This window comes from Rhodococcus sp. GB-02, assembly GCF_053470465.1.
The window spans coordinates 726,758-744,187 of sequence record NZ_JBPUKE010000003.1; the positions used below are offsets into that span (position 1 = coordinate 726,758).

Annotated in this window: 13 protein-coding genes and 3 pseudogenes; 7 read left to right on the forward strand and 9 right to left on the reverse strand. The window is 61.9% G+C overall.

Features of this window, described 5'->3' with window-relative positions:
• The first annotated feature begins 27 nt into the window (after nucleotides 1-27).
• Nucleotides 28-924, forward strand: a complete 897-nt coding sequence (locus ACSW29_RS23825; protein WP_317829634.1) for a winged helix-turn-helix transcriptional regulator — start codon at nucleotides 28-30, stop codon at nucleotides 922-924.
• A gap of 98 nt (nucleotides 925-1,022) precedes the next feature.
• Nucleotides 1,023-2,216: a thiolase family protein gene (locus ACSW29_RS23830; protein WP_230813150.1), complete on the forward strand. Its 1,194-nt coding sequence runs from the start codon at nucleotides 1,023-1,025 to the stop codon at nucleotides 2,214-2,216.
• 88 nt (nucleotides 2,217-2,304) lie between these two features.
• On the opposite strand, the gene ACSW29_RS23835 is transcribed toward ACSW29_RS23830, so the two are convergent.
• Nucleotides 2,305-3,273, reverse strand: a complete 969-nt coding sequence (locus ACSW29_RS23835; RefSeq protein ID WP_317829635.1) for an NAD(P)H-dependent flavin oxidoreductase — start codon at nucleotides 3,271-3,273, stop codon at nucleotides 2,305-2,307.
• Nucleotides 3,274-3,339: 66 nt separating this feature from the next.
• Nucleotides 3,340-4,902, reverse strand: coding sequence for a class I adenylate-forming enzyme family protein (locus ACSW29_RS23840; protein ID WP_448278467.1), 1,563 nt, complete (start codon nucleotides 4,900-4,902; stop codon nucleotides 3,340-3,342).
• A gap of 323 nt (nucleotides 4,903-5,225) precedes the next feature.
• Between ACSW29_RS23840 and ACSW29_RS23845 the strand changes: the two genes are divergently transcribed.
• Genes ACSW29_RS23845 through ACSW29_RS23865 form a run of 5 tightly spaced genes read left to right on the forward strand, consistent with a single transcriptional unit; the run spans nucleotide 5,226 to nucleotide 11,854 of the window.
• Nucleotides 5,226-6,884 (forward strand): aldehyde dehydrogenase family protein, encoded by a 1,659-nt coding sequence (locus ACSW29_RS23845; RefSeq protein WP_448278468.1) that lies wholly within the window; start codon nucleotides 5,226-5,228, stop codon nucleotides 6,882-6,884.
• A 4-nt stretch (nucleotides 6,885-6,888) separates the two neighbouring features.
• A complete protein-coding gene (locus ACSW29_RS23850) occupies nucleotides 6,889-8,085 on the forward strand; it encodes a thiolase family protein (RefSeq protein ID WP_448278469.1) in 1,197 nt (398 codons plus the stop codon).
• Nucleotides 8,082-9,881 carry a class I adenylate-forming enzyme family protein gene (locus tag ACSW29_RS23855; RefSeq protein ID WP_448278470.1) on the forward strand — a complete coding sequence of 600 codons (1,800 nt, stop codon included), beginning with the start codon at nucleotides 8,082-8,084 and terminating at the stop codon, nucleotides 9,879-9,881. The genes ACSW29_RS23850 and ACSW29_RS23855 overlap by 4 nt, the downstream gene beginning before the upstream one ends.
• A gap of 3 nt (nucleotides 9,882-9,884) precedes the next feature.
• Nucleotides 9,885-10,382, forward strand: a complete 498-nt coding sequence (locus ACSW29_RS23860) for a PaaI family thioesterase (RefSeq protein WP_230813144.1) — start codon at nucleotides 9,885-9,887, stop codon at nucleotides 10,380-10,382.
• Nucleotides 10,379-11,854 (forward strand): carotenoid oxygenase family protein, encoded by a 1,476-nt coding sequence (locus ACSW29_RS23865; protein ID WP_347875438.1) that lies wholly within the window; start codon nucleotides 10,379-10,381, stop codon nucleotides 11,852-11,854. The genes ACSW29_RS23860 and ACSW29_RS23865 overlap by 4 nt, the downstream gene beginning before the upstream one ends.
• 280 nt (nucleotides 11,855-12,134) lie before the next feature.
• Here ACSW29_RS23865 and ACSW29_RS23870 read toward each other — a convergent pair.
• The 7 genes and pseudogenes from ACSW29_RS23870 to ACSW29_RS23900 all read right to left on the reverse strand — a co-directional run.
• Nucleotides 12,135-12,410: pseudogene (locus tag ACSW29_RS23870) on the reverse strand (AAA family ATPase); the annotation flags it as partial.
• Between the two features lie 65 nt (nucleotides 12,411-12,475).
• Nucleotides 12,476-13,439, reverse strand: a pseudogene (locus ACSW29_RS23875) (DUF389 domain-containing protein).
• 162 nt (nucleotides 13,440-13,601) lie between these two features.
• Nucleotides 13,602-13,820, reverse strand: a pseudogene (locus tag ACSW29_RS23880) (IS6 family transposase); the annotation flags it as partial.
• A 48-nt stretch (nucleotides 13,821-13,868) separates the two neighbouring features.
• Nucleotides 13,869-14,204, reverse strand: coding sequence for a ferredoxin (gene fdxA / locus ACSW29_RS23885; protein ID WP_317827694.1), 336 nt, complete (start codon nucleotides 14,202-14,204; stop codon nucleotides 13,869-13,871).
• Between the two features lie 3 nt (nucleotides 14,205-14,207).
• Nucleotides 14,208-15,659 (reverse strand): aldehyde dehydrogenase family protein, encoded by a 1,452-nt coding sequence (locus ACSW29_RS23890; protein ID WP_317827695.1) that lies wholly within the window; start codon nucleotides 15,657-15,659, stop codon nucleotides 14,208-14,210.
• A gap of 24 nt (nucleotides 15,660-15,683) precedes the next feature.
• Nucleotides 15,684-16,457, reverse strand: coding sequence for an SDR family oxidoreductase (locus tag ACSW29_RS23895; protein ID WP_317827696.1), 774 nt, complete (start codon nucleotides 16,455-16,457; stop codon nucleotides 15,684-15,686).
• Nucleotides 16,457-17,389: a dihydrodipicolinate synthase family protein gene (locus ACSW29_RS23900; RefSeq protein WP_448278471.1), complete on the reverse strand. Its 933-nt coding sequence runs from the start codon at nucleotides 17,387-17,389 to the stop codon at nucleotides 16,457-16,459. Before ACSW29_RS23900 ends, ACSW29_RS23895 begins: the two co-directional genes overlap by 1 nt.
• Nucleotides 17,390-17,430 lie beyond the last annotated feature (41 nt).

Below are 17,430 nucleotides of genomic sequence, written 5' to 3' on the forward strand. Positions count from 1 at the left end.
GACCTTAATCTAGAGAATTCTGACATCGTGAACGCAACGTCAGCGACATTCGAGCTTCTGGGCGATCGACTCACACTTGCGGTGTTGCGGGACGCTTTTCTCGAGCGAACGTGCCGGTTCAATCAGTGGCTCGAACACACGGGTGCGCCGCCTGCGATACTGGCCGACCGGCTCAATGCCCTTGTCCTACGGGGCGTATTCCACCGAGTACCGCAACCGGACACTCCGGAGCGATACGAATACCAACTCACCGAGTTGGGATTGTCGACGTGGCAGATCCTCGTCTGCTTGTGGGGTTGGCAGCGCGAATGGACCGCAGAAGGAGCCGGGGAACCTGAGTTGGTTCATGAGCAGTGCGGACACCGTGGACCTGCAGTTGTGGTTTGTTGGGAATGCGATAACCACATCAGCGCACGCAACACCGTTGTGGAGATAGAATCGGACGCAGTCTGGTCATCGACATCGGGTGCCCGTCGACGTTCGAGTCGACTTCCAAGCGAGCCCGCACAGCGCGGGGACATGCAGTTCAATACGGTGATGGAAGCTATCGGGGATCGCTGGAGTGCTCTCGTGACCGGGTATGCACTGGCCGGTGCCAGACGGTTCGGCGATTTCAGAGCGGCCCTGGATGTTTCTCCCACGACTCTCACCGATCGGCTCAGCCGACTGTGCGCGGCTGACATTCTCCGCAAGTGCGAACCTGGGCAGCAGTATCGACTGACTGCCCGCGGCATGGACTTGTTCGGCGTGTACGCGTCGTTCATCTGGTGGTCGGGACAGGCATTTCCTGATGCGACGGGGCGAGGCCTTGTTATCCGCCACCGGTTGTGCGACGCGCTCGTGGAACCGGTATTGAAGTGCCGTGGCTGCAATAGTCGGCTTAACCGGACCAGCGTGCGGTTCGATCACGTTAGAACACAGTAGCCGACAGCTATCACCATTGACCTCCAACTACAGAAGTCTGTCCACATCTCCGAGGTTCTTCACTAGCCGAATACCACACTCACGAAAGACGACTTCGCATGAAAAGCAATACATTCGGCGCTGGAGATTCCGCGCCGTGGGTGATCGATGCAGCTCGGACGCCGTTCGGTGCGGCGCGAGGATCCTTGGCGCACATACGTGCCGACGATCTCGCCGCGTTGCCCATTGCCTCTTTGATCGCCCGGTACCCAGATTTTGATGCTGCCGGCATTGAGGATGTCTTGTGGGGTAATGCAAACGGCGCCGGTGAGGACAACCGGAACATAGCGAGAATGGCTACGCTTCTTGCGGGTCTTCCGACGAGTATCCCCGGCGTCTCGGTCAACAGACTGTGCGGATCCGGTGCAGAAGCCCTCGCGTCGGCCGCTCGGCGTGTAGCTGTAGGCGAAGGCAATCTGTATCTGGCCGGGGGCTCAGAGAGCATGAGCCGAGCGCCCTTCGTGCTGCCTCCCGTGGATTCCGCATTTCCGCGTTCCGTCGAGCTGGTCTCGACGACGGTGGGATGGAGGATGGTGAATCCTCAATTCCCGCAGCCCTGGGTGGAAACTCTTGGGCGTTCAGCCGAGTTGATCGCCGACGAGAGAGGTGTCGGCAGGGAAGAGCAGGATGCGTGGGCCCTGAGGTCGCACGAACTGGCATCAAAGGCATGGTCGGACGGTGTCCATACTGGATTCGTGGATCCGTTGTCCGGCCTCGAATGTGATGAGTTGATTCGACAGACAAGCATGCAAAAACTCGCCTCGTTACGTCCGGCGTTCTCCACGGGAGGCTCTGTGACAGCGGGAAATTCATCACCTATCAGCGACGGCGCAACGGCCGCACTTGTAGGAACTCGTTCTAGCGCAAACGATCTAGGGGTTGAGCCGCTGGGACGAATCTTGACCTCGGCGGTTGTTGGCGTGGAACCTCAACGTTTTGCACTGGCACCGGTGGCCGCAGTACACAAGGCGATGGACCGCTTGAACCTCAACTTCGCAGACATTCGGGTACTCGAGATCAATGAGGCATTTGCAGCGATGGTGCTGTCCTGCCTACGCGAGTTGTCGCAGATACCGGTGGATCGAGTAAATCCCTTTGGGGGAGCTATCGCGCTGGGGCATCCACTCGGGGCATCTGCCGCGAGACTCGTCGTCGACTGTATGCGGCACCTTCGCCGTATGGGCGGCGGGATCGGTATCGCGACTGCGTGCATCGGCGTAGGCCAGGGAATCGCCGTCGTAGTTGAAGTGTAGGGGCCCCGAGGTATCGAGATCGTTTCAACGGCAGGGCGAGCCGGAATGCACAGCATTCTGGCCCGCCTTGTCGACCGATTCGACGCCGTCAGACCCCGGCGCTCACCGGATGTCCGTCCGAAATCCGCTGCAGCGCAGTGCCGTACTCCGCAGCAATCTGATCGACTATTTTGCTCACCGGCTCGACCGCATGGATAGTCTGCAGTCCCTGACCGGCCGCCCACACGTCCTTCCACCGCTTGAGCGATCCACCACCGGCCGTGTAGTTCTTCTCCACGGTCAGCGGCGCAAGGTTGTCGGGGTCCAGTCCAGCCGCAATCAGACTGGGTTTCAACCAGGAGGCCGGAGTGCCGGTGACAGACGCACTCACGACAAGATCATCGGGGCCGCTGTCGACGATCATCTGCTTGTACGCCTGCTGCGCCATGCTCTCTTCCGCCGCTAGGAAGCGAGTTCCCATGTATACGAGATCAGCACCCGCGGTGATGGCGCCCGCAACTCCGAAGCCGTCGCTGATTCCGCCGCCAATGATGATCATGCCGTCGAAGAACTCGCGGACGGCTGACGTGAAGGCGAACGGGGAGAGATGGCCGGTGTGTCCACCCGCCCCTGCGGATACGCACGCCATACCGTCGACTCCCGCATCTGCTGCTTTGTGCGCAAGTGTCATGTTGACGACGTCCGCGATCACGATGCCGCCGTAACCCTTCACGACGTCCATTACAGGCTTCGGGGAACCGAGAGCTGTAATGACCAACTTGGGCTTGTATTCGGCGATGAGACGAAGGTCATCCGCGAGACGTTGGTTGCTGCTGTGGGTTACAAGGTTCGCGGCCCACGGAGCAGGGTTGGTGGAACCGTTTGCGCCACTACCGAGGCGATCGGTTATCGATCCCATCCAACTGTCGAGGTCGTCGAGGGTCCGGCAGTTCTGCGTGGGAAAGGAACCGATGACGCCTGATTGACATGCCGAGACGACGAGGTCGGGTCCCGAGACCAAGAACATCGGCGCGGCCACGATGGGGAGACGGAGGGAAGTGAGGATCGGGCTGTTCATTGGTACCTACTTAAGAGATGGTTTCGGGTTCAGATGTCGGGTTCAACCACTGCATGTCGTTTCCGATCACGCAGTAGCTTTCTGCGTGAGTTGCTCGAGCAGTCGCGTTGCACTGACCCTGTCGATCTTCCCCAACGGTGTCAGGGGAAGATCGTCGACGTGGTGAACGGACTTGGGACGTTTGAAGTCGGGAAGTCGGCGTCGGCATTCGGCCAGTGCACTCGGTTCGTCGACCGTCGTGGTGGATTCGACGGTGTACGCCGCGACGATGCGCTGACCCCAGAGGGGGTCTGGAAGGCCAATGACGACAACGTCTTTGATTCCGGGTATCGCGGAGAGCTCCTCTTCGATCTCTCTCGGATAGACGTTGTATCCGCCGGTAATGATCATGTCCTTACTGCGACCGGTCAGATGGAGGTAACCGTTGGTCGCACGGAATCCGAGGTCGCCGGAGTACAGGAGTCCTTTGTCATGACTTTTTCCGAGGTCGGTACGTGTTTCGGCGTTGTGGTATCCCGGGCTCACTGAAGGTCCGCTGACCACGAGTTCGCCGATCTGGCCGTCCGCGACGGTCTCGCCGCCGTCGCAGAACTCGATTTCGACTCCCGTGCAGGGTTTCCCGACCGAGTGGAGCACGTCCGCGTCCTCCGTCACACCCCGGCGGTGATCAGCTGTGGTGAGTACGGTCAACGGCGGAATCGCTTCGACCATCCCGTAGTACTGTACGAGATTCGGCGTGATCCGATGGTATGCCTGACGGAGATGCTCGACGGGCATCGGCGCGCCCGCATAGGCGAGCATGCGCAGGCGGCGCATCGGCGCGAGTCGTGCGTCATCGAAATCCAACAAGCGTGCTACGACGGTAGGCACCAGCGCGGTGTGTGTCCCACCATGCTTTTCGATGGCATCGATCATGTCCTCGGGATGAGGATGATCGAGAAGCACTTGACGGCCGCCTGCCTCGAGGAGTGGGAGGACGAACAGTCCGCTCGTATGGATCACGGGTCCGGCATGGATGAACACAGAAGGTTCCAGTCCGTCGAGGCTGCCTTCGAGCACGTGCTCGCGCATTGCGCGCAGCGATGCGAGCCGGTTCGCGTGTGACCGTTGCGCTCCTTTTGGTACACCTGTTGTACCGGACGAGTAATGCAGAGCGCATAGGGATGCAGGGTCGAGGGTTCCGAGGGAGGCACCGAACGGTGCATCGGCAATAATTTCATCGAGTGTGGGCCGCGCGCTGCCACTTCCTTGCACCTCGATTACTACCTCGGCCGTCGACCGTGACACGAAATCGGTCGCTCCGTCAACCCTCGGGTCGAAGATCAACGCACGAGGAGCGCAGTCTTGTTCGATTCTTGCCCAGTCCCGTTCGCCGACACGTGGGTTGAGTGCAACTCGTATGTATCCCCCGACAGTCAAGGCGAGGTCAACCTCGACTGATGCAACGGAGTTGGGCAGAAGTACGAGGACTCTATCGCCAGGTGAAACCCCGACTTTGTCGAGTCCGACTGCCAGTTGGTGTACTCGGTCGGACAGTTGAGAGAACGTCAGTGAACCTTCGTCGTCTTCCACGGCCACTTCGGGGCCGTACTTGCATGCTGCACCACGCACCACATTTTCGATTGACATTCGAACTCGATCCCTCCAGTTAACTACACTTATTGAAGTAGACAACGAGGAGGGCCAATACCGCAACTGCGTTTCGCCTGCGAAGCCCAGGACAGTTGACAATTCGCCAAGTAGACCAGCGACTATCTGTCACGCAAGGCATTTCAGGACGGATCGTTGACAACGATAGACTCACTAGATTAACTTCATTAGCGGTAGTAGCATCTGATTCGTGCAGTGAGCCGATCCACACACAGGCCCCGCGAGTAGCTGGCTGCACTCAATCGAACTCTGTGCCATTTCTAACCCTGAGTTGTATTTGCCGCCGACAGGAACGAGTGTTCATGTTCTTCGAAGTCCATTTGGATCTACTCCAGGCCGCAGTAGAAGCCAATCTGTCACGCACCGCATGGACTGGATTTGCCCCCATCACTCCACCCGATTCCCGGCAGGCCGACGAATTTGTCGGAGCCTATGCCGGTGCCGTACTGCAGCTTTCGGACCTCTCTACGTCGACAATCACTGCTGACGAGGTTTCGCCGTACACTGGAAAGCCTCTGAACGTCTCGTACAGCGCACCCACCGCACATGAAGCCTTGGCCGGCGCTGCTCGGGTGGCTGCAGACCTGCGTGACGCTGGGGTCCAACGCCGTGTCGGCGTGTGCCTCGAGGCGTTGCATCGGATCCACCAGCGTGGACCGGAGTTCGCCGCCGTCACCTCCCACACCACAGGCCAGAGCCTCTCCATGGCGTGCAGCGGCAGTGGGACAAACGCTCTCGACCGTGGACTGGAGGCCGTTGCAATGGCCTGGGCCGCCATGAATCGTGTTCCCAGCGAGGTGACCTGGCAGCAGACGTTCGGCAAGACTCCGGTGACTCTGCGCAAGCGTTTCCGCCCCCGACCACTCGGCACGGCACTCGTCATTGCCTGCGCGTCGTTCCCGGCCTGGAACGCCTATCCTGCGATCCTCGCGAACCTCGCCACCGGCAATCCGGTGCTCGTGAAGCCGCATCCCCGATCGATTCTCGCAACGGCACTCGCCGTCAGCATCATCCGGGACGTGCTCAGCGAAACCGGCCTGCCGGCAGATTCGGTTCAGCTCCTCGTCGACACGGCCGAGAGCCCTGTCGCCGGTGACCTCGCAACCAATCCGGCCACTCGAATTGTCGACTTCACAGGTAGCCAGCGCTTCGGAAACTGGCTCGAGCGCAACGTCTCGAATGCGCTCATATTCACGGAGACGTCCGGCGTGAACACCGTGATCCTCGATTCAGTTCAGAACGTGGCCGCGACGATGCGGACCTTGGCCGGCGGTCTGTCACTGTTCAGTGGGCAGATGTGTACTACGCCCCAGAACATCTACATCCCCGATGCGGGCGTCCTCACGCCCGACGGAGTCGTTTCCCGAAACGACGTGGTCGCCGCACTCAGCGCAGCCATCGACGATCTGGCGGGAACACCCCGCCGAGCAGCTGCCATCTGTGGTGCACTTCAGTCGGAGAGCACTCTCGAATCACTCAATTCCGTTGCAAACCAGGCTGAAACCAACGGAACCCTGGTGCGCAATCCGGTTGCCTACGCGCATCCTGAGTACTCGAAGGCCCGGGCTGTGACGCCGTTACTGATCCGTGTCGATCCACGTCGAGGCGACCAGTTGCCCGGCGGCGAGCAATTCGGACCCGTCGCCTACCTCATCGATTGTGCGGACCGTGACGCTGCCGTCGAGCACGCGACAGCAAGCATCCGTCAACACGGTGCAATCAGCTCGTACCTGTATTGCACCGACGACAACGCCATCGACGATATCGCGGCCGCCTATGCCGACGCCGGGGCATCGCTGTCGGCCAATCTCGTCTCGTCGATGCCGATGCAGTACGCGGCCGCGTACAGCGACTACCACGTCACCGGGCTGAACCCGGCTGGAAACGCCACCTTGACCGACGAATCCTTTGTGGCTGGGCGATTCCGTATGGTCCAGGACCGCCGTCAGATCGAAGGGTGACAGCATGTCGCAATTCTCTTCCGGCGTCTACATTTACGACGCCATCCGCACTCCGAAAGCCCGGGTCCGTCGCCAAGGCGGCACCCTCGCGAACGTTCCGGCTCACGACCTTCTCGGCCAGTTGTTGTCGGCAGCAGCAGAACGCGGCCTAGCACCCGAACTGGTCAGGGACATCATAATCGGGACAAGCACCGCATTCGGTGACCAGGGCGGCAACGTCGCGCGTGCCGCGGCACTGTGGGCCGGCTGGCCCGACGAAGTGAATGCCGGCGTCGTGTCGAGGCTATGTTGCTCGAGCCTCGACGCCATCGAGACCGGCGCCGCCAAGGTTGCTTCCGGTATTGCGGACGTCGTAGTCGCCGGAGGAGTCGAATCGATGTCTCGGGTCCCGATGATGGCCGACAAGCCCTCCTTCGCGATCGACGACGAGCTCGGAGACCGCACAGGTTACGTCACGATCGGAGTCTCCGCCGATCTCACGGCCGCCCAGTGCGGCTTCACCAGAACGCAACTCGACGAGTGCGCAGTTTCCTCGCACCAGCGGGCGCTCGCGGCGCCGTCATCCGATTCGATCATCGCGGTACGGTCGAACGACACGACGATCCTTTCCACAGACGAGGGCCCGCGCGCAGGCCTGAGCGTCGACGGGCTCGCCGAACTACCGACACTGTTCGGGGAAGATCCGTCGTGGGAACGGGTCGCGTATCGATTGCCGTCCGCGCCTCGTGCCGCGACGGGACTGCATACGTCGGCGACCGCGCCTCAACTCGCCGACGGCGCAGCGTTAGCTGTCCTCGGCTCGCGTGCCGCGTCAGCACGCCTCGGCCGAGAGCCGGTAGCCGAGGTGATCGGTGTCGCGCAAGCCGCAGTGCGTTCTCCGCTCCTGACCGCGCCCGTGGCGGCAGCACAGCGCGCCTTGGCCAACGCCGGGATCACGGCGCCACAACTCGACGTCGTGGAAGCGAACGAATCCTTCGCGGCATCTGTGCTGTTGATGACCCGCGAATTCGAGCTCGATCCAGCCATTGTGAATCCGCTCGGTGGTTCCATGGCCACTGGACATCCACTCGGCGCCGGCGGCGCAGTGCTGCTGGTCAACGCCCTCGACCAACTGCGCCACATCGACGGTGAGTACGCCCTGATCACCATTCCGGCGGCTCTCGGACTGGGCGCTGCCGTCGTCGTCAGGCGTCTGCAATGACTCTTCTCCCCCGCCCGTCGTCCATGCCTGCCAAGCCATCCAAGGGAACGAAACTCGTGAATGCCATCATGGATCAAGATCACACGAATCAGTTGCGCGCTTGCCATCCCGAAAGTCGGGTCCTCGATCATCTCGAACGTGGATGGTGGCTTCCTGAAACGGTTCTCAACCTCTTCGACGGTCATGTTCTCTCACGCGGCGACGCACCTGCCATGACCGACCCGCAGAATCTCTCGGACATCGCCGGGATTTCACCCGGTTCGTTGACCTGGTGTGAACTTGATGCACGTATCGACGACATCGCCGCAACCTTGCATGCGCACGGAGTGGGCCCCGGTCACGTTGTTGCAGTCCTGCTGCCCAACTCGATTGCCCTTGCCGCCACGTACCTGGCGCTGTGGCGTCTCGGAGCGATTGCGGCGCCCATGCCAGCCTCCTACCGACGACACGAACTGAGCCGGATCGTCGAATCGTCCGAGGCAGTCGCCGTCGTCACCGCGACGCGACTGCATGACCGAGCGCCGCACGAGGAAGCCCTCACCCTCATCGATGTAGCTCCGTCGTTACGTCGCGTCTTCACCTTCGGACCATCGCAGGACAACGCAGGTGTGCCGTTGGACGGGGCTTCATCGACGGCTGACGACATCAACGCAGTCCGGAAGGCTTACAGCCAACTCGACCGAACTGTCAACGACTGCATCACGATCTGCTGGACGAGCGGGACCGAAGCAGCACCCAAGGGTGTCCCCCGGTGCCACGCCGACTGGCTCGCAATCGGCCGGGCGGTGCAGGACGGACTCCGGGCCGACTCGGACTCAATCATTCTCGGTCCCTTCCCAATGGTGAATATGGCAGGATTCGCGACGTCCCTGCTGCCGTGGCTGCTCAGCGGCGCGCACCTCGTCCAGCACCATCCATTGGACATCGCAGTCTTCCTCAACCAGGTTCAACAGCACCATGTCACCCATGCCAGCATGCCCCCCACTGTCTTGAGCATGCTGCTGCAGAACCCGAACCTGCTTTCCACATTCGACCTTTCGTCGTTGCACACAGTTGGATCCGGCGGTGCGCCACTGCCTCCCGGGGTAGTGCGCGACTGGCAGAACGACCTCGGCATCGAGGTTCTCAATTTCTTCGGATCCAATGAAGGCGTGTGTCTGCTCGGGGCTGCGTGCGACACCCCCGACCCGATGATCCGAGCCGAGTATCTGCCGAACTACGGTGCCACCACCAGGACCTGGGTAACGTCGGTCGCAGAACGTACCTCGGTGCGCCTGGTCGACTTGACGACCGGTGAGGTCGTCACCCGGGTTGGCGGTCGCGGTGAACTTCGACTGAAGGGGCCGACGGTATTCGCCGGCTATCTCGCGGGAACCGCAGAGAAAGGCCCGTTCGACGACGACGGGTACCTTTGCAGCGGTGATGTTTTCGAACTGTGCGGAGAATCCGGCGAGTACCTCAAGTTCGTCGACCGCAGCAAGGAAATCATCATCCGAGGCGGAATGAACATCGCGCCGGCAGAGATCGAGGGACTACTCCTCGAGCATCCCCACGTCTCGGACATTGCGATCGTCGGCTACGACGACGCTGTCCTCGGCGAGAAGTGCTGTGCCGTCGTAGTTCCCATGCCTGAGGCGAGTGTCTCACTCGACGCACTGGTGGAATTCCTGCGTGCCAAGGACATCGCGTCGTTCAAATTGCCCGAACGGCTCGTCACAGTCGAGGAGTTGCCGCGCAACCCGGTCGGGAAACTACAGCGCCGCGACCTGCGAGTCCACATCGCACAGAATCTGTGATCGATGAGCCGGAACCAATCCCCGGTAGGGCTTCCGAGAGCAACACCTACCGGCGTCGACCTCCCACTGACCGATGAGCTGAACGCCATGCTTCAAGGGCGACTGCCGGGCCTGATCGGCATGCGCATCCGCAAAGCCTCGGCAGAATCGGTCATCGCCGATCTGACCGTTAGGGAAGAACTCTTGGCACCCAACGGATATCTACACGCGGCAACTGTTGTTGCACTGGCAGATACGGCTTGCGGAATCGGCACACGCCTGGCACTGGCGGACGGTGATTCCTTCACCACACTCGAAATCAAGACGAACTACCTCGGAACCGCACGATCGGGAATGGTCACGGCGGTCGCCACGCCCGTCCACTGTGGGCGACGCACTCACCTCTGGGATGCGAGCGTCCTGGACGAGGAAGGCCGGCGTATCGCCGAGTTCCGATGCACGCAGTTGGTGATCCGGCCCCGGATGGGACCGGAGCTCAAATCGATGGAAGGAAAACGATGACGAATACTCAGTTGCCTGCCGGCGAGGCGCCGATCGCGGTCGCACGTCCTGTGAACGGCGGCGAAGACAACCCCTACCTTCTCGGGGTGTTCGCTCCGGTGAAAGATGAACTGACACTAGAGGACCTGACTGTGATCGGCGAGATCCCCACGGACCTCAACGGTGTCTACCTTCGGAACGGTCCGAACCGCCAGTTCCCGTCCACCGGGCGCTACCACATGTTCGACGGGGACGGCATGATCCACGCCGCCCACTTCGAGAACGGCAAGGTCAGATACCGCAACCGGTACGTCCACACTCGTTCTTTCGAGCAGGAATCGGAGGCCGGCGGCGCATTGTGGACCGGCCTGATGGAGAACCCCAAGGACAACCCGTGGGGTAACGGCCACGGACTCGGCATCAAGGACGCCTCCAATACCGACGTCATCTACCACCGCGGCCAGGTACTCTCGACGTGGTATCTCTGCGGAACACCGTACGCCGTCGATCCTCTGTCGCTGGAAACACTAGGTGCACAAGACTTCCTAGGCACCTTCGCCGGCGACATGATGGCTCACCCCAAAGTCGACGAGACGACGGGCGAGCTCATCTGGTTCGACTACGGGCCGGATATGGATTACCTGCGGTACGGAATCATCGGAGCCGAGGGCACGCAGACACATGAAACAAAGATCGACCTTCCCGGCCCCCGCTTGCCGCACGACATCGCGATCACCGAGAACTACTCGGTCCTCATGGATCTCCCGCTGGTACAAGACCATGAGGCCCGGAAAGCCGGCAAGTACCGGATCTTCTACGATCAGGCTCTACCCGCCCGTTTTGCTGTCATCCCCCGCCACGGGACAGGCCAGGACGTTCGTTGGTTCGAGGCGAAACCGTGCTACATCTATCACGTCGTCAACTCCTGGGAACAGGGCGACGAGATCATCATGGATGCCTGCCGAGTGAAGAACCCTCAGCACCAGTCCACCTTCGAGCATCCACTGTCCAACATGCTTGCATACATGCGTCTCGATGCGCAGCTCTACCGGTACCGTTTCAACCTTCGCACCGGAATGACAACCGAGACGCCGCTCGACGACGCCAACATCGAGTTTCCCAGCGTCGACTCGCGAATCATGGGCCGAGAGCATCGGTACTCGTACAACATGAGTCTCGCCAATGAACCCACCCTCCTCTTCGACGGACTCGTAAAATTCGACTCCCAGACCCAAACCAAAGAAGAGCACAAGTTCGGACCGGGACGATGGGGTTCCGAAGCGCCCTTCGCGGCGCGCGACGGCTCCACCAGCGAAACCGACGGCTACCTGGTCTGCTTCGTCAACGACGAAGCAGAGGATCGCGGCGAGATCAACATCTTCGATGCCGAGAACATCGAGGACGGCCCCGTCGCTCGCGTCCTACTGCCGCAGCGAGTTCCGTCAGGATTCCACGCCTGCTGGATCCGCGGCGACCAACTCCAGAAGGCATAGAGCTCTCGACAGAACAAGATCTCAGCAAGTATCTCGTGCCGCTGGTGGATCTCTTGGCAGCTATCCACCAGCGGCAGGCCTCAATCCGGCACACCCCATGAAGGACCGGCCACGCAATCGTCGGAAACCACAACGTCGATCCCAGCCGGCCTCGAGACGAGCAACAGCACACCGGCGACCGACACGAAGTCGTCGCGATTACCCACTCAACCAAGCCGGAATTCTGCGGCCAGGACCCGATCACCAACCCGACGAACCGCACACCCGCACTCACCAACGATTCGACACTCAAGGCACTGTGGTTGAGCGTGCCCAATCCTGACACAACCACCAGGATGGCGGGTGCCGACAGTTTCACCGCTACATCGCGCACCGAGAATCCGCCCAGACCGAGACTGACCAGAACTCCGCCGGCACCTTCCACGAGCGTCAGAACATGCGCTAGTTCGGGCGGGTTAAGGCTTGAGCGAAGACGAGAAGTTCGAAATCCAAGTATGGGGCTCGCAGGCGGAATCTGTTTGTAGCGGCGTTTGCTTCTCCGGACGTTCGCGTCCATCGGGAAGACGGCTATTCGTCAAAAGCCTTGGGAGTCCAGGTCCGGCGGCTCTGGGAATTGCTTGCCTACGGCGCTTTGCCCAGGCTGGCCTCCCGGCGTGTGACTGACTTCCATTGACGACCGGACCGCGGCAACGAAAACAGCAGCAGCACAAACACTCCAGCGAGCACAATGCCAATCAGATTGACACCGAGTTGAGCAATTGAGCTCAGCACGACATTCCACTTCCCCGCGAAGACCGCGACGACGGCCAGCCCCGCAGCTGGCACCGTCGTTACCGAGATGAAGACGCCCACCAGGACCGTAGAGGTGGAGGTGACCATTGCCAGCATGCCTGCCGCTCCCGCTAGCAGTGCTACCACCAGGGAGAACGGTCCCACCTCGTAGATGAAATCGAACGCGCGGGCGTTCTCGACATCACCGACCCCGACCCAGCCCAGACGAATCCACAGCAGGGTGGCCAGGCCGGTGAACGCCATCGCGGCCGGAAACGAGATCGCCAGAGTGCGTATCGAATTGCGCACGAGCCCTTTGTCTCGACGTACCAGACCCACTGAAAGCGCTGCCGATGGCCGGAATTCGGGTCCCACCACCATTGCACCGACCAAGGTCAGCGGCGAAGCAGTGGCAACACCGACTGCCGAGAGCAAAAATGCGATCACCAGAAAAGCAAGAAACGCGGGAGTCAGACGGGCCCCCTCCCTCGCCTGAGCGAGTAGCTGCTCCCACACCACCGTCTCGTCCGACCTTGTCGGAGCCGCAGCGCCCGCCCGTCCCCCCTGAGAAGGACAGCACGGTTCCCACCGGCTCGAACGAAATACCGCCGGCCCTCACCAAGTCCAGAGCAGTCAACGCAGCAAGCACATCATTAGCGCAGGCACGCGCTACATCCGCCTCGATCACATCCCCAGGCGGATCGACAGCGGCACTGAGCGCGAGCGTCACATGAGTGACCCCGGGCTCAGCAGCCAGCATGTTCAACACGTCTCCGGTTCGCTCACTCGGCGAGATGACGCGCAGGTGCAGCACAGTATTGTCTCCTTCAACCGGCGGTGGTCTCAGGGGCGGGCAGCATCGACGGCCGGTACATCGCCAGAAACCACAGCGGGCATTGTCATATTAACGTGAATATCCGGTGGCACAGTGTGTTCGGATGCGTGGTGACACAACGGACTTGTCGCCGTTGCCTTTTCAGCCAGCGGCGGCGCTAACGGTAGCCTCACGCCAGACGCCGAACTGATCGGCCATCACGCACCGGTACTCACCGGCCGACAGCAGATGTCGTCTCGGGCGGAAGTGCGATCTGATCCCCCCGAAAGCAGACAGGGACCGCTGCGCGCGGCCAGGTGATTTGAACCGCCGCATTGCCCGCTCCCGCTGCTGGGTCGGCTGATGACTGTCTTCGGCGCGTTGGAACGGGCTATCCGCCCTAATCTGAACTAGGAGATAGGGATACTCCTATGCCTGATGAGCAGCTACTTCTTGCAGGGGAAGTGCTGCAACGAGAGCTGCATCAAAGGACACTGGCCCCAGAGCTGCCGCACCCTTGGGAGAACCTATGTCAGTGAAGAACTCGGCATTCGCGCTGGCATAGCCAGCCCAGATGTCAGGCAGATCCTCGTCAAAATAGATTGCTTCGACAGGACAAACCGATTCGCAGGCCCCACAGTCGATGCACTCCCCCGGGTGGATGTACATTGATCGCTCACCTTCATAAATGCAGTCAACGGGACAGGCCTCGACACACGACCGGTCCAGGACATCCACACAGGGAAGTGCAATGACGTAGGCCATTTTTCACAGCTCCTCGACACCCGTATAGATGGTCTTGCCCCAGGAGAAGAACTCCAGCGCAGTGTGGCCCTGTTCCCGGAAGGTGTTTGTCGATGAATCCCCGATCCCGCCGAACGGTACGTTCAGATCCAACCCCGCAGTGGGTCGGTTGACCTTGACGACCCCGGCTTGGGCGCGCTGGGTGAAGTCGGTTGATCGAGCGAGGCTGTCGGTGCAGATGCCTGCGGTGAGTCCATAGGATGAGTTGTTGATCTGGGCAAGCCCCTCCTCGTAGTCGGGGACTTCAAGAACCGCGACCACGGGGCCGAAGATCTCGTCGGTAACGACGGGGTCGTCGTTGGAAACATTGGTGATCACCGTCGCTTCAAAGGCCTGGCCGTTTGAGCGGCCACCCTGCACCACGCGCGCACCACGCCGGGTCGCACCTTCAACGGCAGCGATGTCCGTTGCCAGCTGTTGTTCGCTCACCACCACGCCCATGGTGGTCGCCGGATCAAGGCCATCACCCGGGACATAGTTGCGTGCCAGGCCCGCGAGCTCGTCGAGCAGTGCAGGGAAAATGCCGGGGGTCGCGTAGACGCGGGAAGTGGCGGTGCAGGCCTGGCCCGTGAGGCCGAAACCGCCGGCCGCGATCACTTGTGCCGCGCCACACGGGGATGCATCGTCAAGGACAAGCACACCATTCTTGCCACCCATCTCTAGCTGCACGCGGGCGCGGCGTTCGCTCAGCGCGCGGTGCAGACCGAGACCCACGTTTGTTGATCCCGTGAACGAGAGTGCGGCAATGCGCTTGTCCTTGGCCAGCGCCTCCCCGATGACCCGTCCCTTGCCGTGGACGACGTTGAGTACGCCTTCGGGCAGACCGGCATCCATGAGCGCCATGGCCAGGTGTGTTGCCGACATCGGCGTGAGCTCTGCCGGCTTGAGCACCACGGAGTTGCCGGCCAGGAGCGCGGGGGCCATCTTCCATGCCGGGATGGCGATCGGGAAGTTCCATGGCGTAATAAGCCCCACCACCCCGAGCGGCTCGCGGCGCGTGTGGATGCTCGTTCCCGGCAACCCGCTGGGCAACACATCGCCGCTTGCGGCCCACCCGAGTGAACCGAAGAAGCGCAACACATCGATGGCACGATTCACCTCGCCCGTGGCCTCGGCGAGGGTCTTCCCTTCTTCGCGGACAAGGTCGGCGGCAACGATGCCAATCCGGCCTCGGAGGATCTCTCCGGCGGCCATGAGGATTGCGCCGCGGGCCGGCATGGGGAGCGCCGCCCATTTGCGTTGCGCGGCGCTTGCGGCGCCGATGGCGTTACTCAGGGTTTCGACCGTGGAACTTGGTGAGACGGAGGCGATCTGGCCGGTGCGGGCCGGATTCATGCGTTCAAAATCCGAGGTTCCGGCCCATTCACCACCGATGAGGTTTTGGGCGATGGCTGTGGCTTCGAGGGTGCTGGTCATGGTGTTCTCCAATGCCGTGTCAGGTTAGAGGGAGCGGACAAGTCCGCCGTCGCAGCGCAGCGCAACCCCCGTGATGTAGGAGGCGGAGTCGCTGCAGAGGAAGGCAGCCGCGGCGCCGAATTCTTCTGGGCGGCCGTAGCGGCCCGCAGGTATTGCCGCGAACGATTCGGCGCGCACCGTTTGTAGGTCGGTGTCCCGCCGTGCCGCGGCCGCCGCGTCAAGTGCATCGACGCGATCGGTGTTGATGCGGCCGGGCAGCAGCAGGTTTGCCGTGACTCCCTGGTGGGCTTGTTCGGCGGCAAGAGTCTTGATGTAGGCGGCGAGCGCCGAGCGCCCGACGTTGGACAGCACGAGGTTTGGCAGGGGCGCAGTGATCCCGCTCGATCCGATGGCGAGGATGCGACCCCAGCCGCGCTTGACCATGCCGGGCAGCACCGAGGCAATCAGCCGCTGTTGGGGCAGCAGCAGTCCGTCGATTGCTTCGGAAAGGTCTTCGGCGCTCGTGTCGCTTGCGGGCTTTGGCTTGGGGCCGGGCCCGTTCGTCACGAGTATCTCGACAGAACCCAGCTCCGCGGTGACCCGGTCAACGGTTTCCGCAGGCGCACCCGGGACGCCGAGGTCCAGGTGGAAGGCGGTGGCGCCGGGCAGTGTCGCGGCCACGGACCGGGCACGTTCAAGATCGCGCCCGGTGACCACCACGCGTGCACCCTCAGCTGCCAGGGACGTGGCCACCGCAAGCCCGAGGCCGCCGGTCGATGCCGCAACGAGGGCGACGCGTCCTTCCACTCCGAGGTCCACTATGCCTCCACGGGTGCTGAAGAAGTCTGCAGCAGATCGCGCTCGAGGGCTTCCCGGTGCGTGACAAGCGAACCGTGCAGGATCTCCGGGAACGCCGCAGCGGGAAGGCGGGCTCCGGACTCCTTGATGAAGCCCCGCTGGCGCAGCAGCTCCTTGCGCACGGCGAGGGCAATGCGGGGCTGCTGCTCAAAATTGATGAGCGGCAGGTACGGGGCCAGCGCCTCGTGTGCGGCTTCGAAACCGCCGCTCTGCCAGGCTTCGACGCACGCGATCAGTCCCTCCGGGTAGGAGAAACCGGTCATCGCGCCCGCGGCGCCCGAGAGCAGCTCGTCAAGCAAATTCTGTCCGCCCAACCCGCCAAAGACCGGGACCTCAACGGATTCGCGGAGCTCCGCGATCGCAAGATTGGTGGGCGGGGCCTCCGACTTGACCGCAATGACGAACGGGCAGGCCCGCACGATGGCGGCGACGGATGCGCTGGACACCGATACCCCGCTCACCGCCGGGTAGTCCTGCAACACGATCTTGACGCCGAGGGTGTCATGGATTGCCGTCAGGTGGTCCACCACGAGGTTCGGTCGCGCCGAGTTGATCTGCACCATCACGGCAGCAAGCCGGTCCCCCACGGTTTCCAACGCCAGCCGGGATTCCTCAAGCGCGGGGCGTGTGTGCAGGCTCGCCACCCCGACGACCAGCGGCAGCGTCGTGCTCTCGACCACGACTTCCATCACGGTCTCGCGCTCGATGGCGGTGAGGCTTGCAGCCTCTCCAAAGACGCCGAGCACGGCGAGGCCTGTCGCCCCGATTCGTTCGTAGTGTTCGACGAGAGTGGCAAGGCTTTCCTCGTCGATGTCGAAGGTACTTCCCTGGAACGGGGTGGCAACGATTCCCCAGACCCCGGGGACGAGCCCTTCCGTGCGCTTCGTGGTCATGTTCAAACTCCTTGGTGTGCAACGTTCCGGTGGTTGCTTCA